Origin of the sequence: Pseudomonas sp. R-28-1W-6, assembly GCF_009799925.1 — a bacterium.
In the GTDB taxonomy this organism is placed as follows: domain Bacteria; phylum Pseudomonadota; class Gammaproteobacteria; order Pseudomonadales; family Pseudomonadaceae; genus Aquipseudomonas.
The window spans coordinates 1-22484 of record NZ_WELK01000011.1 but is presented as its reverse complement, the minus strand read 5'-3'; the positions used below and the strand labels follow the sequence as shown (position 1 = coordinate 22484).

18 protein-coding genes are annotated in these 22484 nt (G+C 67.4%); 2 read left to right on the top strand and 16 right to left on the bottom strand.

The window, feature by feature from the left end:
• Positions 1-84: 84 nt before the first annotated feature.
• The 8 genes from F3I62_RS16910 to leuC form a co-directional block, all read right to left on the bottom strand.
• On the bottom strand, positions 85-705 hold the full coding sequence (locus F3I62_RS16910) for a phosphoribosylanthranilate isomerase (RefSeq protein ID WP_160490815.1): 621 nt from the start codon (positions 703-705) through the stop codon (positions 85-87).
• 82 nt (positions 706-787) lie between these two features.
• Complete coding sequence (gene truA, locus F3I62_RS16905) at positions 788-1654, bottom strand: tRNA pseudouridine(38-40) synthase TruA (RefSeq protein ID WP_160490814.1); 867 nt, start codon at positions 1652-1654, stop codon at positions 788-790.
• A 3-nt stretch (positions 1655-1657) separates the two neighbouring features.
• Complete coding sequence (locus F3I62_RS16900; RefSeq protein ID WP_160490813.1) at positions 1658-4453, bottom strand: FimV family protein; 2796 nt, start codon at positions 4451-4453, stop codon at positions 1658-1660.
• A gap of 153 nt (positions 4454-4606) precedes the next feature.
• Entirely contained in the window at positions 4607-5617 is a 1011-nt protein-coding gene (locus F3I62_RS16895; protein ID WP_160490812.1) for an aspartate-semialdehyde dehydrogenase, read from the bottom strand.
• A gap of 111 nt (positions 5618-5728) precedes the next feature.
• Positions 5729-6841, bottom strand: a complete 1113-nt coding sequence (gene asd, locus F3I62_RS16890; RefSeq protein ID WP_160490811.1) for an aspartate-semialdehyde dehydrogenase — start codon at positions 6839-6841, stop codon at positions 5729-5731.
• Positions 6842-6895: 54 nt separating this feature from the next.
• On the bottom strand, positions 6896-7978 hold the full coding sequence (leuB, locus tag F3I62_RS16885) for a 3-isopropylmalate dehydrogenase (protein ID WP_160490810.1): 1083 nt from the start codon (positions 7976-7978) through the stop codon (positions 6896-6898).
• 40 nt (positions 7979-8018) lie between these two features.
• On the bottom strand, positions 8019-8666 hold the full coding sequence (gene leuD, locus F3I62_RS16880) for a 3-isopropylmalate dehydratase small subunit (protein WP_160490809.1): 648 nt from the start codon (positions 8664-8666) through the stop codon (positions 8019-8021).
• An 11-nt stretch (positions 8667-8677) separates the two neighbouring features.
• Positions 8678-10105: a 3-isopropylmalate dehydratase large subunit gene (gene leuC / locus F3I62_RS16875; RefSeq protein ID WP_160490808.1), complete on the bottom strand. Its 1428-nt coding sequence runs from the start codon at positions 10103-10105 to the stop codon at positions 8678-8680.
• A gap of 211 nt (positions 10106-10316) precedes the next feature.
• Between leuC and F3I62_RS16870 the strand changes: the two genes are divergently transcribed.
• A complete protein-coding gene (locus tag F3I62_RS16870; protein ID WP_160490807.1) occupies positions 10317-11216 on the top strand; it encodes a LysR family transcriptional regulator in 900 nt (299 codons plus the stop codon).
• Between the two features lie 172 nt (positions 11217-11388).
• Entirely contained in the window at positions 11389-15069 is a 3681-nt protein-coding gene (locus tag F3I62_RS16865; protein WP_160490806.1) for a PAS domain S-box protein, read from the top strand.
• Between the two features lie 120 nt (positions 15070-15189).
• Here the strand turns inward: F3I62_RS16865 and F3I62_RS16860 are convergent, their stop codons facing one another.
• The 8 genes from F3I62_RS16860 to F3I62_RS16825 all read right to left on the bottom strand — a co-directional run bounded on the left by F3I62_RS16860 (position 15190) and on the right by F3I62_RS16825 (position 22252).
• Positions 15190-15639 carry an Hsp20 family protein gene (locus tag F3I62_RS16860; RefSeq protein ID WP_160490805.1) on the bottom strand — a complete coding sequence of 150 codons (450 nt, stop codon included), beginning with the start codon at positions 15637-15639 and terminating at the stop codon, positions 15190-15192.
• Positions 15640-15803: 164 nt separating this feature from the next.
• Positions 15804-16793: a tRNA-dihydrouridine synthase gene (locus F3I62_RS16855; RefSeq protein ID WP_160490804.1), complete on the bottom strand. Its 990-nt coding sequence runs from the start codon at positions 16791-16793 to the stop codon at positions 15804-15806.
• Between the two features lie 103 nt (positions 16794-16896).
• A complete protein-coding gene (locus F3I62_RS16850; protein WP_160490803.1) occupies positions 16897-17340 on the bottom strand; it encodes a thioesterase family protein in 444 nt (147 codons plus the stop codon).
• Positions 17337-17987 carry a bifunctional 4-hydroxy-2-oxoglutarate aldolase/2-dehydro-3-deoxy-phosphogluconate aldolase gene (locus F3I62_RS16845; RefSeq protein WP_160490802.1) on the bottom strand — a complete coding sequence of 217 codons (651 nt, stop codon included), beginning with the start codon at positions 17985-17987 and terminating at the stop codon, positions 17337-17339. The genes F3I62_RS16850 and F3I62_RS16845 overlap by 4 nt, the downstream gene beginning before the upstream one ends.
• A 1-nt stretch (position 17988) precedes the next feature.
• Positions 17989-19803, bottom strand: coding sequence for a phosphogluconate dehydratase (edd, locus tag F3I62_RS16840; protein ID WP_160490801.1), 1815 nt, complete (start codon positions 19801-19803; stop codon positions 17989-17991).
• Positions 19804-20002: 199 nt separating this feature from the next.
• Positions 20003-20686, bottom strand: a complete 684-nt coding sequence (locus F3I62_RS16835) for a 6-phosphogluconolactonase (protein ID WP_160490800.1) — start codon at positions 20684-20686, stop codon at positions 20003-20005.
• A gap of 106 nt (positions 20687-20792) precedes the next feature.
• On the bottom strand, positions 20793-21668 hold the full coding sequence (locus F3I62_RS16830; RefSeq protein ID WP_160490799.1) for an alpha/beta fold hydrolase: 876 nt from the start codon (positions 21666-21668) through the stop codon (positions 20793-20795).
• Positions 21669-21712: 44 nt separating this feature from the next.
• Positions 21713-22252 carry a TetR/AcrR family transcriptional regulator gene (locus F3I62_RS16825; RefSeq protein WP_160490798.1) on the bottom strand — a complete coding sequence of 180 codons (540 nt, stop codon included), beginning with the start codon at positions 22250-22252 and terminating at the stop codon, positions 21713-21715.
• Positions 22253-22484: the final 232 nt, after the last annotated feature.

Sequence of the window (22484 nt, the reverse complement as noted above, 5' to 3'; positions counted from 1 at the left end):
CGGCCCGCCAAACCCAGCCGAAGCGGACCCTGCGGGACAATTCAAAGACTGTTTATGGACGGCAGGCGCTGCCGGCCCGTCACATCAGCCACCCTGCGCCGCACGAATAAAAGCCCTGACCTTGTCCGCGTCCTTGATGCCCTTGGCCGACTCCACCCCACCGCTGACATCCACCGCATAAGGGCGCACACGAGCAATCGCTGCCGCGACATTCTCCGGCGTCAGGCCACCGGCCAGAATCACCGGTTTGGCCAAGCCCGCCGGCACCAGCGACCAGTCGAACGCCAGGCCCGTACCGCCGGGAACGCCTTCGACGAAGGTATCCAGCAGTACACCGGCAGCCCCCGGATAGCGCGCCACCTGCGCCGCCACATCGTCACCGGCCTTGACCCGCAACGCCTTGATATAGGGCCTGCCGTGCCCCTCGCACTGCTCGGCGCTCTCATCGCCGTGGAACTGCAGGAGATCCAGGGGTACCTGCGCCAGGATCTGCCGCAGCTCGTCGCGCCCGGCATCGACGAACAGGCCAACAGTGGTCACGAAAGGCGGCAGGGCGGCGATGATCTGCCGTGCCTGCTCGACGCTGACCGCACGCGGACTCTTGGCGTAGAACACCAGGCCGATGGCATCGGCCCCCGCCGCGGCTGCGGCAAGCGCATCCTCGACCCGGGTGATGCCACAAATTTTGCTGCGAACGGCTGACAAGTAGGGACACCTTGTAGGGAAAAAACGATGGTAGCAAAAGGCCCAAGGGGCTGTTGAGCGTTTTTCGCGCAATCTCGAGCGCTTATGCGCCCGCCATCACATCCGGCAAGCCTGAGAGGAAGTGCGGCCCCAGGTAGCGCTGCGGCAGGTCGAACTGCGTCGGGTACTCCACCTGCACCAGGTACAGACCGTAAGGATGCGCGGTCACACCGCCCGTGCGGCGCACGCGACTTTCCAGCACCTCGGCCACCCACTCCACCGGCCGCTCGCCGGCACCGATGGTCATCAGCACCCCGGCGAAGTTGCGCACCATGTGATGGAGAAAGGCATTGGCGCGGATGTCCAGCACGATGAAGCGCCCATGCTCGAGCAGCTCCAGGTGATGCACGGTCTTGATCGGCGACTTGGCCTGGCACTGGCGCGCACGAAAGGCACTGAAGTCATGGGTACCGATCAGGTAGCGCGCCGCGGCGCGCATGCGTTCGACATCCAGCGGCCGGTGGTTCCAGGTCACTTCCTCGGCCATGTGCGCCGGGCGGATCTGGTCGTTGTAGATCACGTAGCGGTAACGCCGCGCCATGGCGCTGAAGCGCGCATCGAACTCAGGCGGCATGGCCTTGGCCCAGGTGACGCTGATATCCGCCGGCAAGTTGAGGTTGGCGCCCATCACCCAGGAGTGCATGGTGCGCTCGACACGGGTGTCGAAATGCACCACCTGGCCGCTGGCATGCACCAGCGCATCGGTGCGACCGGCGCAGCTCAAGACCACCGGCGCGCCGCCGGCGACCTTGGACAGGGCTTTTTCCAGGCTTTCCTGAATCGACGGCACCCCGGCGCGCTGGCGCTGGAAGCCGCGATAACGCGAGCCCCGGTATTCGACGCCCAGGGCAATCCTGGAAACGCCAACGGCAGCCGAATCGGCTGCCGCTGTTGGTACTGCTTCAGACATGTATCAGACCAGTTTACCGATCAGCTCGCGCGCTTCCTGCTGCTGACCTTCATTACCTTCGGCGACCACTTCGTCGAGGATATCGCGAGCACCTTCGGTGTCGCCCATGTCGATGTAGGCCCGCGCCAGATCCAGCTTGGTCGCGGTTTCATCGGTTCCCGAGAGGAAGTCGAAATCGTCGTCCATATCCAGTCCTGCGGCGGCGGCCGGCGCTTGCGCTGGGGCAAAGGCCAGATCGTCGGCGAGCAGGTCGTCATCCAGACCGCCGCTCAGTTGCTCCAGTTCGGCGCTGACTTCATCCAGCTGCGCGGCAAAACTGTCGGCAGCGGGCGCGGCCGCAACCGGCTCGTCGGCCAGCGACAGATCGAAATCGGCCGACATGTCTGCTTCGGCGGCGGCTGCGGCCGGAGCCGAACTCAGCGATACCGCCGGCTCGTCCTCCAGGCTGAGCATGAAGTCGTCATCGGCCAGCTCGCTCGGCTTGCTGTCGGCGTCCAGGTCCAAGCTGAAGTCGGCCAGATCGTCACCCAGATCCAGCGCATCGGCCGTGCTGTCGGCGCCGAGGTCCAGATCGAAGTCCAGGTCAGCGGCAGCGCTGGACTCGGCAACCGGGGTATCGAAGCTCAGGGCATCCAGGTCGGCATCGGCCAGCTTGGGGGCATCCTGCAGCTCGCTTTCCAGCTCATCCAGGCTCAGGTCGAAGGCGTCATCCAGATCGGCGCCCTTGGCCGGAGCGGAAGGCTCGTCCAGGGTCAGATCGTCGAGGCTGAAGGAATCCATGTCATCCAGTGCCGCCATGCTGCCAGCGGCAGCCGCGACCATGGCCGGATACTTGGCCTTGAGCTGGTCGACATTGGCGGCAGCGCCACCGATCTCACGCAGCTCCTGGTCCTGGCGGGCAAAACCGTCGCGGTCGCCCAGCTCGGCATAGACTTCCATCAGTTTCAGGCGCAGATCGGCGCGCTGCGGTTCGTCGTTGATGGCATTCAGCAACAGCTCGGCGGCCTGACTGAACTTGCCGTAGGCGATGTAGATATCCGCCTCGCCCAGGGCATCGGCGGTCTGCGGAGCGACACGCTCCTGCTCGCGCACCACGGTTTCCGAGGAAGCATCGTCCAGCTCGGCGAAGCTGTCTTGCGGCATATCCAGATCGGCCTCGAAGGTGCTGCCCAGATCGTCGCCGGCCAGGCTGTTCTGCAGCTCGGCTTCCTTCAGTGCATTGCGCCGCGACAGCACCATCAGGCCGACCAGCAGCGCCAGCAGCGCGCCACCGCCGACCGCACCGAGCAGCATCGGGTTGGCCAGCAGGTCATCGACAAAGCTGCTCGGCTGCGGCTCGGCAGCCACGACCGGAGCCGGCTTGGCCGGTGCCGCAGGCTTGGCCGGAGCAGGCGCCGGGGCGGCGACTGCAGGCTTGGGCGCCTCGACCTTGGCGGCCGGCTCTTCGCTGTAGTTGTAGTCGGGGGTAGCTGGCTTGGCGGCCTCGGCCACCGGAGCCGGTGCGACCGGAGCCTCAGCCGGTTTGACTTCAGCGGGCTTGACTGCAGCAGGCTCGACCGCTTGCGGCTTGGCCTCCACCGGCGCGACAGGCTGCGCCGGCGCCGCGCTGGCAGCCGGAACGGCTGGAGCGGCCGCCGGCTGCTTGGCCAGATCGGTTTGCAGCTTGGCCAGTTGATTGTCTTTCAGGGCGATCAGCTTCTGCAGCTTGTCCAGCTGGCTCTGCAGGTCGGTCATGCGCCCCTTCAGCTCTTCGTTCTCACGACGAGTGGAGTCCAGGCTTTCCTTGGTCACGGCCAGCTGGTCGTTGAGGGCCTTGCTGTCGCCGGCACCCTTCTCGCTGCCACCGGCCGATTTGCCGCTCTCGGCGGCCACCAGCTTGAGACTGTCCTTGCTTTCGGCCTTGGCTGGCGCGGCACCGGCCTCGGAGCGCTTGGTCGCATCCAGCTGACGCGAACCGGCGCTGGCCAGGCTGCGACCTTCGCGCCAGGCGGTATTTTGCGCGGTCACCTGGGCGATGGCCTCGGCCTGGCTGCGGCTCTTGATCTGCTGATCATCGGGCAGGCGCAGCACCTGGCCGCTCTTCAGTCGATTGATGTTGCCGTCGACGAAGGCGCCCGGATTGAGTTCCTGGATCGCCAGCATGGCCTGGTGCACGGAGCCGCCCTGGCGGGTGCGCTGGGCGATTTCCCACAGCGTATCGCTGGAGGTGGTCTTGTATTCGTTACCCTGGATCTGGCTGGGAGCACTGGTCGGCGCGGCTGGACGGCTGGCGAGCGGAGCCGCGGACGGCGCGACCGGACGCGGGGTCGGCGCAGCAGCCTGCGGACGTGGCGCCGGTGCCGATACCGGTGCGGCGACCGGCAGGCGCGGAGCCGCGACCACTACGGGTTGCGGCGAGTAGAGCGGCGGATCGAGCAGCAAGGTGTATTCACGCAGCAGGCGACCGTTGGGCCACAGCACTTCCACCAGGAAATTCAGGTAGGGCTCGTTCACCGGCTTGCTGGAGGTGATGCGGATCACGCTCTTGCCGTTGGGCTTGATCACCGGCGTGAACTTGAGGTCGGTCAGGAAGTACTGGCGATCGACGCCAGCCTTGTTGAACTCCTCCGGGGACGCCAATGCCGGAATCACCTCGGCAGTGCCGAGATCGCGCACCTCGAGCAAATCGATTTCCGCCACCAACGGCTGGCTCAGCGAGGACTTGAGGGTAACTTCCCCCAGCCCAAGCGCATGCGCCGTACCGGAGGTCAGCGCCGAAGCAGCGGCGATTGCCAGCACCAGTTTGCGAACCCGAACCATAGCGTAATCCCTTGTTTTATCTTTTTTTCTCGATAATCGAGAGGATTTTGAAGGTCACTGCCTGCACCCGCCTACAGCGGTTCCCCGTCAGCGAACAGCCAAACCAGTATTGCCAAGCTAGAAAGATTCTTCAAATTTGGGGCTAAGTATCTTTTACAGATAGTGTTTTATCAATAACTCGCCTATTTGCACAGCATTTAGCGCGGAGCCTTTTCGCACATTATCAGACGCAATCCACAAATTGAGTTCGGCCGGATCATCCAGCCCCGTGCGCAGACGCCCCACATACACCTCGTCCTGCCCCACGGCGTCGCCGACCACGCTCGGATAATCGCCGGCCTCGACCAGTTCGATGCCCTCCTGCGCCTCCAGCAGCCGGGCCGCCAGGGCAAGATCCACGGTTTCGGCGGCCTGCAGCGAAACGGCCAGGCTATCGCCGAAGAACACCGGCGCCTGCACACAGGTGGCCGCGACGCGCAGCTCCGGCAGCGCCAGCACCTGTTTCAGCTCCTCGGCCAGCTGGCGCTCCAGCAGTGCGTGCCCGCCCTCCTCCAGCCCGCCGACCTGGGCCAGCAGGTTGAAGGCGATCTGCCGGTCGAACACCTTGGGCTCCAGCGGGCGCATGTTGAGCAGCTCAGTGGTCTGCCGGGCCAGCTCGGCAATGCCCTCGCGGCCTTGGCTGGACACCGCCAGGGCCGCCATCACGTTGACCCTTTGCAGCGCCAGCGCGGCCCGCAACGGTGCCAGCACCAGCGCCAGGGCCACCACCAGCGGCTGCGGACTGCTCAGCAGAAAAGGCGCCGGGAGCCCGGCCAGCAGTTCGCCATTGGCCTCCGGCACCAGGCGCGGCGCCTGCTCCAGGGGCAGCCCGCCGCTCAGATCGATCACCGCGCAACCGGCGCCCAGGGCCTTCGCCGCATAGGCCTGGGTGACGGACGCGCCCGCACAGAAGAACACCAGCTGCACCTGGGCGAAGTCGAAGTCGGCCAGCTCGCGCACCCGCAGGTTCTTGCCCTTGAATGGCACCGACTGCCCTGCCGAGGCGCTGCCGGCCAGCAGATGCAGACTGGCCAGGGGGAAGGCGCGCTCTTCGAGCAGCTGCACCAGGGTTTCACCGACCGTGCCGGTGGCACCGATCACGGCGATATCGAAAAGCTTGGACATCAGCAGGCCTTACCCAGAGAAGCGAATGGACGGCACTCTAACCGGCGCCGCCCGTACAGGCAATTTGCCGCCCGCAATGAACAAGGGCCGGTGTTGGCCGGCCCTTGTTGCTTAACGCTCCAGCAGGATGCGCAGCATGCGTCGCAGCGGTTCGGCCGCGCCCCACAATAGCTGGTCGCCGACGGTGAAGGCACCGAGGTACTGCGAGCCCATGTTGAGCTTGCGCAGGCGTCCGACCGGCACGCTGAGGGTGCCGGTGACGGCAGTCGGCGTCAGCTCGCGCATGCTGGCCTCACGCTGGTTCGGCACCAGCTTGACCCAGGGGTTGTGCTGACTGATCAGGCCTTCGATATCGGCCAGCGGCACGTCCTTGTTCAGCTTGATGGTCAGCGCCTGGCTGTGGCAGCGCATGGCGCCGATGCGCACGCACAGGCCGTCGACCGGGATCGGGCTCTTGTTGCGCCCGAGGATCTTGTTGGTCTCGGCCTGGCCCTTCCACTCTTCGCGGCTCTGCCCGTTCGGCAGTTCCTTGTCGATGTAGGGGATCAGGCTGCCGGCCAGCGGCACGCCGAACTGGTCGCTGGGGAAGCCTTCGCCACGCATGGCCTCGGCAACCTTGCGGTCGATGTCGAGGATGGCGCTGGCCGGATTGGCCAGGTCATCGGCCACCGAGGCGTTGATCGCACCCATCTGCTTGATCAGCTCGCGCATGTTCTGCGCCCCGGCGCCGGACGCCGCCTGGTAGGTCATGGCGCTCATCCACTCGACCAGGCCGGCTTCGTACAGGCCGCCCAGGGCCATCAGCATCAGGCTGACGGTGCAGTTGCCGCCGATGTAGTTCTTGGTGCCGGCATCCAGCGACTGGTCGATGACCTTGCGGTTCACCGGGTCCAGCACGATCACCGCGTCATCGGCCATGCGCAGGCTGGAGGCCGCGTCGATCCAGTAACCCTGCCAGCCGGCTTCGCGCAGCTTGGGGAAGACTTCGCTGGTGTAGTCGCCACCCTGGCAGGTGAGGATCACGTCGAGGCTTTTCAGCTCGTCGATGCTGTAGGCATCCTTCAGCGGGGCAATGTCCTTGCCCACGGCCGGGCCCTGGCCGCCGACATTGGAGGTGGTGAAGAACACCGGCTCGATCAGGTCGAAGTCACGCTCTTCCAGCATGCGCTGCATGAGCACGGAACCGACCATACCGCGCCAACCGATCAGACCTACACGTTTCATAACGACTACACCTTTATATACAACCCGCCGGGCAGTCCCGGAGGGGCTGAAAGATTACAGACTACGCAGCGCTTCGACTACCGCATCGCCCATGGCTGCGGTACCGACCTTGGTCGTGCCCGGCGAGCTGATGTCGCCGGTGCGCAGGCCCTGGTCCAGCACCTTGCTCACGGCCAGCTCAATGGCATCGGCCGCGGCAACCTGGCTGAAGCTGTAACGCAGCATCATCGAAACCGAGAGGATGGTCGCCAGCGGGTTGGCGATGCCAAGGCCGGCGATATCCGGCGCCGAGCCGTGGCACGGCTCGTACATGCCCTTGTTGTTGGCGTCCAGCGAGGCGGACGGCAGCATGCCGATGGAACCGGTGAGCATGGAAGCCTCATCCGACAGGATGTCGCCGAACATGTTGTCGGTGACCATCACGTCGAACTGCTTGGGTGCACGGACCAGCTGCATGGCGGCGTTGTCGACGTACATGTGGCTCAGTTCGACGTCCGGGTAGTCCTTGGCCACTTCCTCGACCACGGCGCGCCACAGCTGGCTGGAGGCCAGCACGTTGGCCTTGTCCACCGAGCACAGCTTCTTGCCGCGCACGCGGGCCATGGCGAAACCGACCTGGGCGATGCGGCGGATCTCGCTCTCGCTGTACGGCAGGGTGTCGTAGGCCATGCGCTCGCCGCTCTCCAGCACCTTGCTCTCGCGCGGCTGGCCGAAGTAGATGCCACCGGTCAGCTCGCGGACGATGAGGATATCCAGGCCCGCCACCACTTCCGGCTTCAGCGACGAGGCATCGGCCAGCTGCGGATAGAGGATGGCCGGGCGCAGGTTGGCGAACAGGCCCAGCTGCGAACGGATCTTCAGCAGGCCGCGCTCCGGGCGCAGGGCCGGATCGATCTTGTCCCACTTGGGCCCACCCACCGCGCCGAGCAGGATCGCATCGGCGGCGCGCGCACGCGCCAGGGTCTCGTCGGCCAGCGGCACACCGTACTTGTCCACGGCGGCGCCGCCCAGCTCGTCGAAGCTCAGCTCGAAGCCCAGGCTGTACTTGTCATTGGCCAGCTGCAGCACCTTGACCGCCTCGGCCATGATTTCCGGGCCGATGCCGTCACCGGGAAGAATCAGAATCTGCTTGCTCATCGTGTCCTCAATTCGTCGTGGGGTGCGCCGGGCGCCCGGCTTACTTGATCGCGCCGAACAGCCAGGGGCTGCTCTGCTGGTGTTTGGCTTCGAAGGCCTTGATCGCATCACTGTCCTGCAGGGTCAGACCGATGTCGTCCAGGCCGTTGAGCAGGCAATGCTTGCGGAAGGCATCGACCTCGAACCCGTACTGCACGCCATCCGGGCGGGTCACGGTCTGCGCCGCCAGGTCGACGGTCAGCTGGTAGCCCTCGGTGGCCTCGGCCTGCTGGAACAGCGCATCGACCTCATCCTCCTTGAGGATGATCGGCAGCAGGCCGTTCTTGAAGCTGTTGTTGAAGAAGATGTCGGCAAAGCTCGGCGCGATGATGGTGCGGAAGCCGTACTCTTCCAGCGCCCAGGGCGCGTGCTCGCGGCTCGAGCCGCAGCCGAAGTTCTCGCGCGCCAACAGCACGCTGGCACCCTGGTAGCGCGGGAAATTCAGCACAAAGTCCTTATTGAGCGGACGGCCCGAGCTGTCCTGGTTCGGCTGGCCGACATCCAGGTAGCGCCACTCGTCGAACAGGTTGGGGCCGAAGCCGCTGCGCTTGATCGACTTCAAGAACTGCTTGGGGATGATCTGGTCGGTGTCGACGTTGGCGCGATCGAGCGGCACGACGAGACCGGTGTGTTGGGTAAAGGCTTTCATGGTCGGTCTCCTCAGGCCTGCATCAGTTCGCGTACATCGATGAAATGGCCGGTCACCGCGGCGGCGGCGGCCATGGCCGGGCTGACCAGGTGGGTGCGCCCGCCGGCGCCCTGGCGGCCTTCGAAGTTGCGGTTGGAGGTGGAGGCGCAATGCTCGCCACTGCCCAGCTTGTCCGGGTTCATCGCCAGGCACATGGAGCAGCCCGGTTCACGCCATTCGAAACCGGCCTCGATGAAGATCTTGTCCAGCCCTTCGGCCTCGGCCTGCGCCTTGACCAGGCCGGAGCCCGGCACCACCAGCGCCTGCTTGACGCTGCCGGCGACCTTGCGGCCCTTGGCCACCTCGGCGGCGGCGCGCAGGTCTTCGATCCGCGAGTTGGTGCAGGAACCGATGAACACGCGATCCAGCCGGATATCGGTGATCGCCTGGTTGGCGCTCAGGCCCATGTATTTCAGGGCACGCACGATCGAGTCGCGCTTGACCGGGTCGGCCTCGGCGGCCGGGTCCGGCACGCGCTGGTCGACGGCCAGGACCATTTCCGGCGAAGTGCCCCAGCTGACCTGCGGCTTGATCTCGGCGGCGTCCAGCTCGACCACGGTGTCGAAGTGCGCATCGGCATCGGAGACCAGGTCGGCCCAGGCAGCCACGGCCTTGTCCCAGTCGCTGCCTTTCGGCGCGAACGGACGGCCCTTGACGTACTCGACGGTCTTCTCGTCCACCGCCACCAGGCCGACGCGGGCGCCGGCCTCGATGGACATGTTGCAGATGGTCATGCGCCCTTCCAGGGACAGCTCGCGAATCGCGCTGCCGGCGAATTCCAGGGCATGGCCGTTGCCGCCGGCGGTGCCGATCTTGCCGATCACCGCGAGGACGATGTCCTTGGCGGTGACGCCGGCGGGCAGCTGGCCCTCGACGCGCACCTGCATGTTCTTCATCTTCTTGGCGACCAGGCACTGGGTGGCCAGCACATGCTCGACCTCGGAAGTCCCGATGCCGTGGGCCAGGGCGCCGAAGGCGCCGTGGGTGGAGGTGTGCGAGTCGCCGCAGACCACGGTCATGCCCGGCAGGGTGGCGCCCTGCTCCGGGCCGACCACGTGAACGATGCCCTGGCGGCTGTCGTTCATCTTGAATTCGAGGATGCCGAAGTCGTCGCAGTTCTCGTCGAGGGTCTGCACCTGGATGCGTGACACTTCGTCGGCGATGGCTTCCAGGCCGCCCTGACGCTCGGCCTTGGTGGTCGGCACGTTGTGGTCCGGGGTGGCGATGTTGGCGTCCACTCGCCAGGGCTTACGCCCGGCCAGACGCAGCCCTTCGAAGGCCTGCGGCGAGGTCACTTCGTGAAGGATCTGCCGGTCGATGTAGATCAGCGACGAACCATCGTCGCGGCGCTTCACCTCATGCATGTCCCAGAGCTTGTCGTACAGCGTTTTGCCGGCCATCGGAGCAATCCTCATCAGCGGTTTAGGGGGCGCAGGGTCTATGGCCCTTCTACCCATGTGGCGATCCTAGGGGCTGGCAACGAATAACTCCAATTCATAATTTTTATCCAAAGCATTCCTTGTCGGAATGCGCTGCGCTATAAGTGGGCTGCCATATGCCGCGCGCCACCGCGCCGCCCCTCACTCGCCATCCGCGGCACGGAGCTACAGCATGGACCTCGCCAACCTCAACGCCTTTCTCGCCATTGCCGAAGCCGGCAGTTTTTCCGAGGCCGCCGAACGCCTGCACCTGACCCAGCCGGCGGTGAGCAAGCGCATCGCCGGCCTGGAGCAGCAGCTCAAGGTGCGCCTGTTCGACCGCCTGGGCCGCGAAGTTAGCCTCACCGAAGCCGGCCGCGCCCTGCTGCCGCGCGCCTACCAGATCCTCAACGTGCTGGACGACACCCGCCGCGCGCTGACCAACCTGAATGGCGAAGTCACCGGCCGCCTGACCTTGGCCACCAGCCACCACATCGGCCTGCACCGCCTGCCGCCGCTGCTGCGCGCCTTCACCCGCGCCCACCCGCAGGTGGCGCTGGACATCCAGTTCCTCGACTCGGAAGTGGCCTACGAGGAGATCCTCCACGGCCGCGCCGAGCTGGCGGTGATCACCCTGGCCCCGGAAACCCGCGAGCCGGTGCGCGCGGTGCCGGTCTGGGACGACCCGCTGGACTTCGTCGCCGCCCCCGAGCACCCGCTGGTGCGCAACGGTGGCGCGGTCCGCCTGGCCGATGTGGCCCGGCATCCGGCGGTGTTCCCCGGCGACAACACCTTCACCCACCATATCGTGCGCCGCCTGTTCGAGGCCGAAGGGCTGACGCCGAACATCGGCATGAGCACCAACTACCTGGAAACCATCAAGATGATGGTCTCCATCGGCCTGGCCTGGAGCGTGCTGCCGCGCACCATGCTCGACGAGCAGGTCACCCGTCTGCCGCTGCCCGGCATCCAGCTGAGCCGCCAGCTCGGCTACATCCTGCATACCGAGCGCACCCTGTCGAATGCGGCCAAGGCCTTCATGAGCCTGCTCGACGAACAGCGCACCCAGCCCGGCGCGGCCCTGCCCCACTAGCGGCGCGGCAACCCCGTCACAGACGCGCTCCGGCAGCGCCGCACAGGCCTTGCCTAGAGGCCTGGAGTGGGGCTAACGTGGGCCCATAACGATAAGAAAGGCCCCTCGCATGCATCAGCCACGCCAGTTGCCTGACGGTGACGGCGGCACGCATGCGCCAAACGAGCCCGCCATGCCCAAACTGCCCAAGCCAACGCCCCCCCTGCCGTTCATCCCGGCGCTGGACCCCGTCGAAGTCGAGAAGACCTGGCAAGACGCACCGCGCCTGCTCGCCGCCCTCAATGGCGCGCATCTCGGCGCCTGGTACTGGGACACCGCCAGCGGGCAGGTCAGCTGGTCGCGCGGGGCCCAGGCGCTGTTCGGCATCAACCCCAGCCACCCCCTGCGCCAGCGCGTCGACTACATCGAACTGATCCCGGAAGAAGACCGCCCCGGCGTGCTGCAGCTGTTCCATCAGGTGCTCGCCGGCACGCCTGCCGCCGAGCCGCTGCGCCATCGCATCCGCTGGCCCGACGGCAGCCTGCACTGGCTGGAGATCAGCGGCCGCCAGCAGCTCGACAGCGACGGCAGCAAGCGGGTATTCGGGGTGATCCGCGACATCACCGAACAGCAGGAACGCTCGGTCGCCCTGAGCCAGTCGGAACAGCGCTTTGCCATCCTGTTCCACATGATTCCCGACGTGCTCCTGCTGACCCGCGCCGAGGACAGCCGGATCGTCGAGGCCAACCCGCACTTCGAGAGGCTGTTCGGCTGGAACGCCAGCGAGATCGTCGGCCGCACCACCCTCGAACTCAACCTGTGGAGCGACCTGCGCCAGCGCGACGAGCTGCACGCCAAGGCCTTGCACAGCCAGGGGCCGGTGATCCAGCACGTGCGCCTGAACAGCCGCGATGGCCGGCAACTGCATGGCGTACTGAACAGCCAGTACATCGAGATCGACAACCAGGCCTACCTGCTCAGCACCTTCCTCGACACCACCGAGGACAAGCAGGCCGCCGCCGCCCTGCGCGCCAGCGAGGAAAAGTTCGCCAAGGCCTTCCGCCAGACCCCGGACGCCATCGTCATCACCGACAAGGCCAGCGGCACCTTCGTCGAAGTCAACCCGGCCTTCGAGCAGCGCTTCGGCTGGAGCAAGGCCGAAGCCATCGGCCGCAGCTCGCTGCAACTGGGCATCTGGAAAAGCCCCGGTGATCGCCAGCGCCTGATCGACGCCCTGCAGCACGACGGCAGCTGCCAGAACCTGGAAGTCGAACTGCTCGACCGCCACGGCCAGCCCAGCCTCAACCTGATCTTCGGCGGCGAGATCGAACTGGACGGCAAGCCGTGCCTGGTCCTCACCGTGCGCGACATCAGCCACGAGCGCGCCCAAGAGCAGGCACTGCGCGACAGCCAGGAGCGCCTGACCCTGGCCCTCGAGTCCGCCAGCTTGGGCACCTGGGAATGGCACATCCCCAGCGACACCCTGTACGGTTCGGCGCGGGCCGCGGCCCTGCACGGGCTGACCGACACGCCCTACCACGGCGACTTCACCGCGTTCTTCAGCCACGTGCCCCTGCAGGACCGCCACCGCATGCGCCAGGCCTACCTGGAACTGCTCGACGGCACCCGCACCGACTACCAGGTGACCTACCGCACGCGCTTCGCCAACGGCGAGCTGCACTACCTGGAAAGCACCGCCAAGCTCTACCGCGACGCCCAGGACCAGCCCCTGCGCATGGCCGGCATCCTCATCGACATCAGCGAGCGGGTGCAGCGCGAACAGCGCCTGGCCGCCTCCGAGGAGAAGTTCGCCACCCTGTTCCAGAGCAGCCCGGAGCCGATCTGCGTCTCGCGCATCCGCGACGGCGTGTTCATCGAGATCAACCCCAGCTTCAGCCAGACCTTCGGCTGGCAGCCGGCACAAATCGTCGGGCAGAACGCCGCGGAACTGAAGTTCTGGGTCGACCCGGGGCGGCGCCAGGAGCTGTTCCGCCAGCTGACCCGCGACCAGGGCCTGAACAACGAGGTGGCGCGCTTCCACACCAGGGACGGCCGCGAGCTGACCTGCGTGCTGTCCAGCCGCTTCATCCGCGTCGAGCGCCAGCTGTGCATCACCACCACCTTTCGCGACATCAGCGAATGGCAGAAGAGCGAGGCCGCGCTCAAGGCCAGCCAGGAGAAGTTCGCCAAGGCCTTCCACTCCAGCCCGGACGCCATCACCATCACCGAGCGCGACAGCGGGCGCTATATCGAGGTCAACGAGGGCTTCTGCCGCCTGACCGGCTACCGGGCCGACGAGGTCATCGGCCGCAGCGCCACGGAACTGAGCGTCTGGGCCGACCCGCAGGAGCGGGTCATGATGGTCGAGACGATCAAGCGCGAAGGCCGCGCCTATCACTTGGAAATGCACGGCCAGCACCGCGACGGCCACGTCCGCCTGGTCGAGGTCTCGGTGGAGCCCATCGAGCTCGACGACATCCCCTGCCTGCTGCTCACCGCCCGCGACATCAGCGAGCTGAAGGATGCCCAGGCGCAGATCCATCACCTGGCCTACCACGACCCGCTGACCAACCTGCCCAACCGCGCCATGCTGATGGACCGCCTGACCCAGCAGATCGCTCTGCTCAAGCGTCACAACCTGCATGGTGCACTGCTGTTCCTCGACCTCGACCACTTCAAGCACATCAACGACTCGCTCGGCCACCCGGTCGGCGATGCCGTGCTCAAGCTGGTGACCGCGCGCCTGAGCGCCAGCGTGCGCCAGGAAGACACCGTCGCGCGCCTGGGCGGCGACGAGTTCGTGGTGCTGCTGTCCGGTCTGGAAGGCAGCCGCAGCCAGGTCCGCCACCAGGTGCGCCAGGTCGCGGACAAACTACGCCAGCTGCTCGGCGAACCCATGCACCTGGACGGCCATCGCCTGCAGGTCACGCCGAGCATCGGCATCGCCCTGCTGCCCGAGCACGGCGACAACCCGACCGACCTGCTCAAGCGCGCCGACATCGCCCTGTACCGGGCCAAGGATTCCGGGCGCAATACCGTGCAGGTGTTCCGCAAGGCCATGCAGGACGCCGCCAGCGAGCGCCTGCGCCTGGAAAGCGACCTGCGCCTGGCCCTGGCCCGCGGCGAGTTCGAGCTGCACTTCCAGCCCCAAGTGGATGCTCGCAACAACCGCATCATCGGCGCCGAGGCCCTGCTGCGCTGGACCCACCCGACCCTCGGCCCGCAGTCGCCGACCCAGTTCATCCAGGTCCTGGAGGAAAGCGGGCTGATCCTCGAGGCCGGCACCTGGGTGCTCAGCGAGGCCTGCCACGCCTGCGCCCGCCAGCTGCGCGACGGCCTGCTCGACCCCGCCCGCTTCCAGCTGTGCGTGAACATCAGCCCGCGGCAATTCCGCCAGCACAACTTCGTCGAGCTGGTCGAGCTCAGCCTGAAGAGCAGCGCCCTGCCGGCACCGATGCTCAAGCTGGAGATCACCGAAGGCATCGTGATCCAGAACCTGGATGACACCATCGCCAAGATGCACCAGCTGAAGAAGCTCGGCGTCAGCTTCGCCATGGACGACTTCGGCACCGGCTACAGTTCGCTGACCTACCTCAAGCGCCTGCCGGTGGACGTGCTGAAGATCGACCAGTCGTTCGTGCGCGACGCCACCAGCGACCCCAACGATGCCGAGATCATCCGCGCCATCGTCGCCATGGCGCGCAGCCTTAACCTGCAGATGATCGCCGAGGGCGTCGAGCAGCAGGAACAGCTGGACTTCCTCCTGCTGCAGGGTTGCCACCTGTACCAGGGCTACCTGTTCAGCAAGCCGCTGGCGCTGCCTGGCTTTCGCCAGTTGCTCGGCCTCAACCGCGAGCAGGCGTTCAAGGCATAGGCCGGTACGGTTCTGCTGCCGAGAGCCCGACCAAGAGGCAAATGCACAAGGGCGCCATACGGCGCCCTTGTGCATGCTTCAACTGTCGATGCAGGCCGCCGCTTCGCAGCGGCGCCGAGGTTAGCCGTTCAAGGCCGGCTGCGACGCATTGATCGGAATGCGCTTGGCCTTGGCCTCTTCCGGCACCACGCGCAGCAGGTCGATGTGCAGCAGACCGTTGCGCAGGCTGGCGGCCTGTACCTCGATATGGTCGGCCAGGCGGAACGACAGCTTGAAGCCGCGCTGGGCGATGCCCTGGTGCAGATAGACCACATCTTCCGCGCCGCGCTCGCGCTTGCCGCCGCTCACGGTCAGCACCCCGCGTTCGACCTGCAGCTCCAAGTCCTCTTCGTGAAACCCGGCCGCCGCGACCACGATGCGGTAGTGGTCGTCGCCATGCTTCTCGACGTTGTAGGGCGGGTAGGAACTGCCGGTCTCGTTACTGCGCAGGGCCGATTCGAACAGGTCGTTGAAACGGTCGAAACCGACCGATTGACGCAGCAGCGGGGCCATGGAAAAAGCAGTGCTCATGACATGTCTCCTGAATCTCAGCGAGTGGATTGACCGGGGCCCGACTTCGGCGCCCCTCAAGCACCCAGATGTGGACGCAGGAAAAAAATTCAAGGGGTGGTTGCTGCATCCCTCCGGCGGGCAGACCGCCCTCAGCGCCACGCACGCCAGCAGCCCCCCACCACTCAGGACAGCCGCGCAACCACCTCGCCAACACCCCGCTCGCCGCCAGCCGAAGCGGCCAGCAGCAGGTCCAGCCGCTCGCAGTCATTCTCGCGGCGCATGGCGGCGAACAGGGTGACCGCCTCCGGGTAGCTGCGAGTAAGCATGGCCAGCCACTGCTTGAGGCGCCCCGGGGCGTAGCGCGGGGCGATCTTGCACCGCGCCTGCCGCCAGAAATCGCGCAGCAGCGGCAGCAGCTCGTCCCAGCTCATCGGTACCACGCTGTGCCCGGCGCGCGCCGCGGCAATCTGCCGGGCCAGGTCCGGGCGGGCCACCAGGCCGCGGCCAAGCATGATGTCCTCGACGCCGCTGACCTCGCGGCAACGCCGCCAGTCATCCAGGCTCCACACCTCGCCATTGGCATACACCGGCACGCGCACTGCGTCCTGCACCCGCGCCACCCACTCCCAGTGGGCCGGCGGCTTGTAGCCGTCGACCTTGGTCCGCGCATGCACCACCAGCTGCCCCGCCCCGCCATCGGCCAGCGCCCGTGCGCAGTCGAGGGCGCCATCGGGGCTGTCGAAGCCCAGGCGCATCTTGGCCGTCACCGGGATCTCGCGCGGCACCGCCCGGCGCACTTCACAGAGGATGGCGTGGAGCAGCTCCGGCTCCTTGAGCAGCACAGCGCCGCCGCGCGACTTGTTCACCGTCTTGGCCGGGCAGCCGAAGTTGAGGTCGATCACCGGCGCGCCCAGCTCGCAGGCATAGGCGGCGTTTTCCGCCAGGCAGACCGGGTCGGAGCCGAGCAGCTGCACGCGCAGCGGCGTGCCGGCGGCGGTGCGCGCGCCGGTGCGCAGCTCCGGCGCCAGCTTGCGGAAGTGCGAGGCCGGCAGCAGGCGGTCGCTGACCCGGATGAACTCGGTCACGCACCAGTCGATGCCGCCGACCCGGGTCAGCACATCGCGAAGGATCTCGTCGACCAGGCCCTCCATGGGCGCCAGGGCAATTTGCACGGCAGGACTCTCGGAAAAAACGGGGCGGCGATTGTAACGGCAGGCGCCGGGCCTTTATAGCGCCGCGGCTGACCGCACGGCGCTTTCTGCAAGTGGCGGCCAGCTAGGGCGCCGCGGGCTCCAGCAGCGCCTGGCCATAGCCCTCGACGAACTCGGCCGGCATGCGCTTGGGCTTGCCGCTGGACAGCTCGATGCAGACGAAGGTGGTCTGCGCGCGCAGCAGGGTGCTGGCATCGGCCGGGCGCCACAGCTGGAAGTGGCGGGTCATCTTCAGGCGCTGGTCGGACTCGACGATCCAGGTGGCCATCTGCAGTTCCTCGCCTTCGTAGGCGCTGGCCAGGTAGTCGATCTCGTGGCGCAGCACGGCCATGGCCCGATCCAGGCGGCGGTACTCGCTCAGGTCCAGGCCCAGGCTCTGCGAGTGGCGCCAGGCGCAGCGCTCCAGCCAGCTGACGTAGACCGCGTTGTTGGCGTGGCCGAGGCCGTCGATGTCCTCGGCGGCCACCTGCAGGTCGATGACGAAGGGAGTCGGCAGATCCCAGCTCATGCCTTGACCTCCACGCTGGCGGCCAGGGCGCAGGCCTCGCTGGCCAGCTGGGTGATCTGGTCCCAGGCGCGGGCGCGGATCAGGTTGTCCGGGGCGATCCAGGTACCGCCGACGCAGGCCACGTTGGGCAGGCGCAGGAAGCTCAGCAGGTTGTCGGCGGTGATGCCGCCGGTGGGGCAGAAACGGATGCCGGTGAACGGCCCCTTGAAGCTTTTCAACATCTTCACGCTGGCCGCGCCGTTGGCCGGGAACAGCTTGAGCGAGCGATAGCCGTACTCCAGGGCCAGCAACACCTCGGACGGGGTCATCACCGCCGGCAGGTAGGGCAGCCCCGAATCGTCCGCCGCCGCCGCCAGGCGCTCGGTGCAGCCGGGGCTGACGGTGAACTGCGCGCCGGCATCGCGGGCCTCCTGGAACTGCTCGGCATGGATCACCGTGCCAGCGCCCACCAGCAGCTCCGGCAGGGCCTGGCGGATCGCCGCCAGGGCATCCAGGGCGCGCGGGGTGCGCAGGGTCACCTCGAGCACGCTGATGCCGCCGGCGTGCAGGGCCCGGGCCAGGTCCACCGCCAGTTCGACATCCTCGATCACCAGCACCGGCAACACCGGGCGCGCCTGCTGCAACACCTTGTCCATCGTCAGGCTCATGTCAGTCCCCTTCATCGAAAATACTTGCGCCACGGTCGGCCGCACCGACCAGGCGGCGCTGCGCGGCGAACAGCTCAAGACCGTAGCCGGCAGCCAGCCCATTCGGCGTCTCGGCCAGCGGACGCGCTGCCAGTTGTGACGGCGCCAACTCGACGCGCAGCACACCGGCCAGCGCATCCACTTCAAGCATGTCGCCGTCCTGCAGGCGGGCCAGGGCACCACCTGCCGCCGCTTCCGGGGTGACATGCAGCGCCGCCGGCACCTGCCCGGAAGCACCGGACAGGCGCCCGTCGGTGACCAGCGCCACCCGCTGCCCGGCCGCCTGCAGGTTGGCCAGCAGCGGCATCAGCTTGTGCAGCTCGGGCATGCCGTTGGCGCGCGGCCCCTGGAAACGCAGCACCAGCACCAGGTCGCCGCTCAGCTCGCCGGCCTGGTAGGCGGCCTGCACCGCGGCTTCGCTATCGAACACCCGCGCCGGGGCACGCACCTGCCAGTGCGCCGGATCGACGGCGGAGGTCTTGAGCATGGCGCGGCCCAGATTGCCCTCGAGCAAGGTGAAGCCGCCCTCGCGACTGAACGGCTCGGCCACCGGGCGAACGATATCCAGTGCCGGGCTCTGCGCCGGCAATTTGCGCCAGGCCAGGCGCCCCTCCTCCAGCCAGGGCTCGCGGGCATAGTCGGCCAGATCGGTGCCGGCCGCGGTGGCCACATCGCCGTGCATCAAACCGGCCGCCAGCAGCTCGCGAATGATCCAGGCCGGCCCGCCGGCGGCCTGGAACTGGTTCACGTCGGCCGCGCCATTGGGATAGACCCGCGCCAGCAACGGCACCACCCGCGACAATGCGGCGAAATCCTCCCAGAGCAATTCATAACCGGCAGCCCGGGCGATGGCCGGCAGGTGCAGGCCGTGGTTGGTCGAACCGCCGCTGGCCAGCAGGGCCACTACGGCGTTGATCAGCACGCGGGCGTCGATCTGCTCGCCGACCGGCAAGTAGCGCTCGCCCTTCTGACTGTTGCGCGCCACCAGGCGCGCGGCCTCGTCGGTCAGCGCATCGCGCAATGGCGTGTAGGGATGGACGAAGGCGCTGCCCGGCACGTGCAGGCCCATGGCCTCCATCAGCAACTGGTTGGTGTTGGCGGTGCCATAGAAGGTGCAGGTGCCGGCCTCATGGTAGGCGGCCAGCTCGGCGGCGAGCAGCTCGTCGCGATCGACCTCGCCGCGCACATAGCGCTGGCGCACGGCGGCTTTGTCCTTGTTGGCCAGACCGGAATGCATGGGCCCGGCCGGCACGAACACCGCCGGCAAATGACCAAACTGCAGGGCCCCGATCAGCAGGCCCGGGACGATCTTGTCGCACACCCCGAGATAGAGGGCGCCATCGAAGATGCCGTGGGTCAGGCCGATGGCCGTGGCCTGGGCGATCAGGTCACGGGAGAACAGCGACAGCTGCATGCCCGCCTCGCCCTGGGTGATGCCGTCGCACATGGCCGGCACACCGGCGGCGAACTGCGCGGTGGCGCCGACGCGGGCCAGGGCCTGCTTGAGCCGCTCGGGGTAGTCGCGCAGCGGCGCGTGGGCCGAGAGCAGGTCGTTGTAGCTGGAGACGATGGCGATATGCGCCGAGCCGCCCTGGCACATGATCAGCCGGTCATCCACCGTCTGCGCCGCCAGGGCATGAGCCAGGTTGGAACAGCCCAGATGCTGGCGCGGCGGTCGTTGCGCGGCCTCCTGCAGGCGCGCCAGATAGCGCGCGCGACGCGCCGCCGAACGCTGTTCCAGGGCGGCGGTAACCTGTTCGACAACGGCATTGAGCATCACGGCATCCGCTTTTCACTCTGATAAGCCAGAGTGTAACGACTTAGCCCCGGTTCGGGGCGTCCTGTGCCAGGGCCATTTGCCATACCGCCAGCCATGCACCGGCGGTTATTGCCGGCCCCCCAGGGCGCGCCTTGCGCAACAGAAAGCCGCAGGCTGTCCCGGGGTGCACGGCGCACCCCGCGCCACCATCGCCGATTCAAGGCGCCCAGTAGATGCGCAGGGGGCTCAGGCCGTTGTGGTACAGCGCATGCAGCGGCAGCTCGCGGCCCTGCGCATCAGCGCGGGCGACCCGCTCGATCAGCTCACGTTTGGCCGCGCCGAAGGCCAGCAGGCCGAGCCAGCCACTGCGACAGAGCATCGACAGATTCAGCGACAGGCGCTGGCGCGGCTCGCTCGGCGCCCAGGCCGGCAGCGCGGCGGGCTCGGCCGTTGCGTCGAGGGCCGCGGCCAACCCCGGCATGCCGGCGAACAGCGAGGCGAAGTGACCGTCTTCGCCCATGCCCAGCAGCACCGCGGCAAATGGCAGCCGGGGCCGCAGCCACTCCTGCCAGCCGAAAGCGGCCAGCTCGGGCGTGGCACCCTGGCGCGGATCGAGCACCCGAGCCAGAGGCAGACCGCACCGCAGCAGGCGCACGTTGCTCTGCGCCGCATCCGCGGCGACCCAGCGCTCGTCGGTCGGCGTCAGGTCGATGCACGACCAGTCCAGCGCGGCCTGCGCCAACAGCGGTAACAGCGGCTGCGGGCTGCTGCCACCCGGCAGCAGCAGGGTCGCCCGCACCTGTCGCGCCAACGCCTGGCCCAGGACCGCGACCAGGTCATCCGCCAGCTGGCGGACACACTGCTGGTGATCGGGAAATTCGTGGAACTCGACGGTTTTCATGGACGGGGGCCATCACGGGACAGGCCGCCATGATGCGCCATCTCGGCCGCCGCCCCAAGCGGCTCGCGCCCGGGCCGCCACGCCGGGCGGCCCGGGCACGAACTCGTCAGGAGGCCAGCGCCGCGCCCCCATCCGCAGCGCCCAGGCCACGGCGCGCCAGGCCGGTCGACGGGTCGGCGCTGCCCAACAGCTCCAGCACCGCCTCGGCCAGCTGCGGGTCGGCCAGCAGCTTGCTGTGGCCGCCACTGGGCAGGCGCAGCAGGCGACTGGCCGACCAGGCCGCGTGGATGCTCTGCGCCTCGCCGACAGGCACCAGCGGATCATCCTCGGCATGCACCACCAGCCCGGGGAAAGCCAGCTCGTAGCGTTCCACATCGATCTGCGCCGCCGGCATGCCGGCGCTCTGCTCGACCATGCGCACGAAGCGCGCCCGCGCCTGGCGCGGCAGGCCGACGAAGTGGGCGAAACGGCGCAGCGCGCCGAGGATCTTCGCCGGCGCGGCGATGGTCACCAGCATTTCACTGCGCAGGCCCAGCTGGGTCGCCAGCAGCGCACTGGCGCCGCCCATCGAATGGCCGATCACCGCCTTCAGCGGCGGCAGCTCGCTGGCAGCCTCCAGCAGCGCCCGGGCAAACAGCACCACATGCGCATCGTGCCCCGGCGAACGGCCGTGGGCCGGGGCATCCAGCGCCACCACGCCGTAGCCGGCACGCACCAGCACGCGGATCAGGCTGGCGAACTGCGTCGGTCGCCCTTCCCAGCCATGCAACAGCAGCACGGCCGGCCCCTGCCCCCAGCGCAGGGCAGAGAGGCCGAAGCGCAGGGTGATGCGCTCAGCCTCGGCCAGCAGCGGCAACTCCCAGTCGCGCGGCGGCAGATCGCGCGGGGTGAGAAACGCGCGGTGCATCTTGCTGGCGACCAGCTCGGGTGCCAGACGACCCACAGTGGCATTGAAGCCACGAACCCAGCCCAGGCTGCTCATATCGCTTCTCCTCACTATCACGTCCGGCGCTGCCGGACCTTGCCTCAGACAACCGCCGACTTGGCGGCCCGCAGAACTCGGTCGGATAACGCGCCATCGCCCAGGGCCCGGGCAATCGCCAGGCCGCCGACCATCAGCGCCAGATCGGCCAGCACCTTGTCGGCCTCCTCCGGGCTGCCGGCCAGCTCGGCCGTCATCAGCTCGATGTGCTCGGCCAGGCTGGCGCGAAAGCTGTCCGGCAAGCGCGACAGCTCCCCCAGCGAACTGGGCAGCGGACAGCCATCGTCCTGGCTGTCGCGGTGCTTGCGCGACAGGTAGAAGGCCGCCACCAGGGCGCGTCGTTCCTGTGGCGAGAGATCGCCATCCAGCTGCTGGAGCAGGCTGCGACGGCGGCCGAGCAGCTGGCGGAAAGCCTCCAGCATCAGCGCATCCTTGCTCTCGAAGTGGGCATAGAAGCCACCCACCGTCAGCCCCGCCGCCCCCATCACCTCGCCCACACTGGGCTCCGCCGGGCCGCGCTGGATCAGCGCGGCGCTGGCGGCGGCAAGGATGCGTTCGCGGGTCTGGGCCTTCTTGTCGCTCATGGCTGCCTCCAAAAATATTATGATTGAAATATTATGCTCATAATAAATTTCCGCAAGCAGCAGATGCGACCATTGGTCGGCAGGCTGTTCACGAGGGGGAGGATTTTTCGGAGGCGGAAAAACAAAAGGGCCACTCCGTAAGAGTGACCCTTGAAGCCCGCAAAACGCGGAAAGAAAATGGCGTCCCCTAGGGGACTCGAACCCCTGTTACCGCCGTGAAAGGGCGGTGTCC

What these genes read in the sequence shown, in the direction of transcription:
- F3I62_RS16860 (WP_160490805.1), bottom strand. Translation starts at nt 15,639, where the DNA reads ATGAGCACTGCTTTTTCCATGGCCCCGCTGCTGCGTCAATCGGTCGGT.
- F3I62_RS16900 (WP_160490813.1), bottom strand. Translation starts at nt 4,453, where the DNA reads ATGGTTCGGGTTCGCAAACTGGTGCTGGCAATCGCCGCTGCTTCGGCG.
- F3I62_RS16865 (WP_160490806.1), top strand. Translation starts at nt 11,389, where the DNA reads ATGCCCAAACTGCCCAAGCCAACGCCCCCCCTGCCGTTCATCCCGGCG.
- F3I62_RS16845 (WP_160490802.1), bottom strand. Translation starts at nt 17,987, where the DNA reads ATGAGCCTGACGATGGACAAGGTGTTGCAGCAGGCGCGCCCGGTGTTG.
- F3I62_RS16895 (WP_160490812.1), bottom strand. Translation starts at nt 5,617, where the DNA reads ATGTCCAAGCTTTTCGATATCGCCGTGATCGGTGCCACCGGCACGGTC.
- F3I62_RS16830 (WP_160490799.1), bottom strand. Translation starts at nt 21,668, where the DNA reads ATGAGCAGCCTGGGCTGGGTTCGTGGCTTCAATGCCACTGTGGGTCGT.
- F3I62_RS16835 (WP_160490800.1), bottom strand. Translation starts at nt 20,686, where the DNA reads ATGAAAACCGTCGAGTTCCACGAATTTCCCGATCACCAGCAGTGTGTC.
- asd (WP_160490811.1), bottom strand. Translation starts at nt 6,841, where the DNA reads ATGAAACGTGTAGGTCTGATCGGTTGGCGCGGTATGGTCGGTTCCGTG.
- leuD (WP_160490809.1), bottom strand. Translation starts at nt 8,666, where the DNA reads ATGAAAGCCTTTACCCAACACACCGGTCTCGTCGTGCCGCTCGATCGC.
- edd (WP_160490801.1), bottom strand. Translation starts at nt 19,803, where the DNA reads ATGCTCAATGCCGTTGTCGAACAGGTTACCGCCGCCCTGGAACAGCGT.
- truA (WP_160490814.1), bottom strand. Translation starts at nt 1,654, where the DNA reads ATGTCTGAAGCAGTACCAACAGCGGCAGCCGATTCGGCTGCCGTTGGC.
- F3I62_RS16825 (WP_160490798.1), bottom strand. Translation starts at nt 22,252, where the DNA reads ATGAGCGACAAGAAGGCCCAGACCCGCGAACGCATCCTTGCCGCCGCC.
- F3I62_RS16850 (WP_160490803.1), bottom strand. Translation starts at nt 17,340, where the DNA reads ATGAGCTGGGATCTGCCGACTCCCTTCGTCATCGACCTGCAGGTGGCC.
- leuB (WP_160490810.1), bottom strand. Translation starts at nt 7,978, where the DNA reads ATGAGCAAGCAGATTCTGATTCTTCCCGGTGACGGCATCGGCCCGGAA.
- F3I62_RS16870 (WP_160490807.1), top strand. Translation starts at nt 10,317, where the DNA reads ATGGACCTCGCCAACCTCAACGCCTTTCTCGCCATTGCCGAAGCCGGC.
- leuC (WP_160490808.1), bottom strand. Translation starts at nt 10,105, where the DNA reads ATGGCCGGCAAAACGCTGTACGACAAGCTCTGGGACATGCATGAGGTG.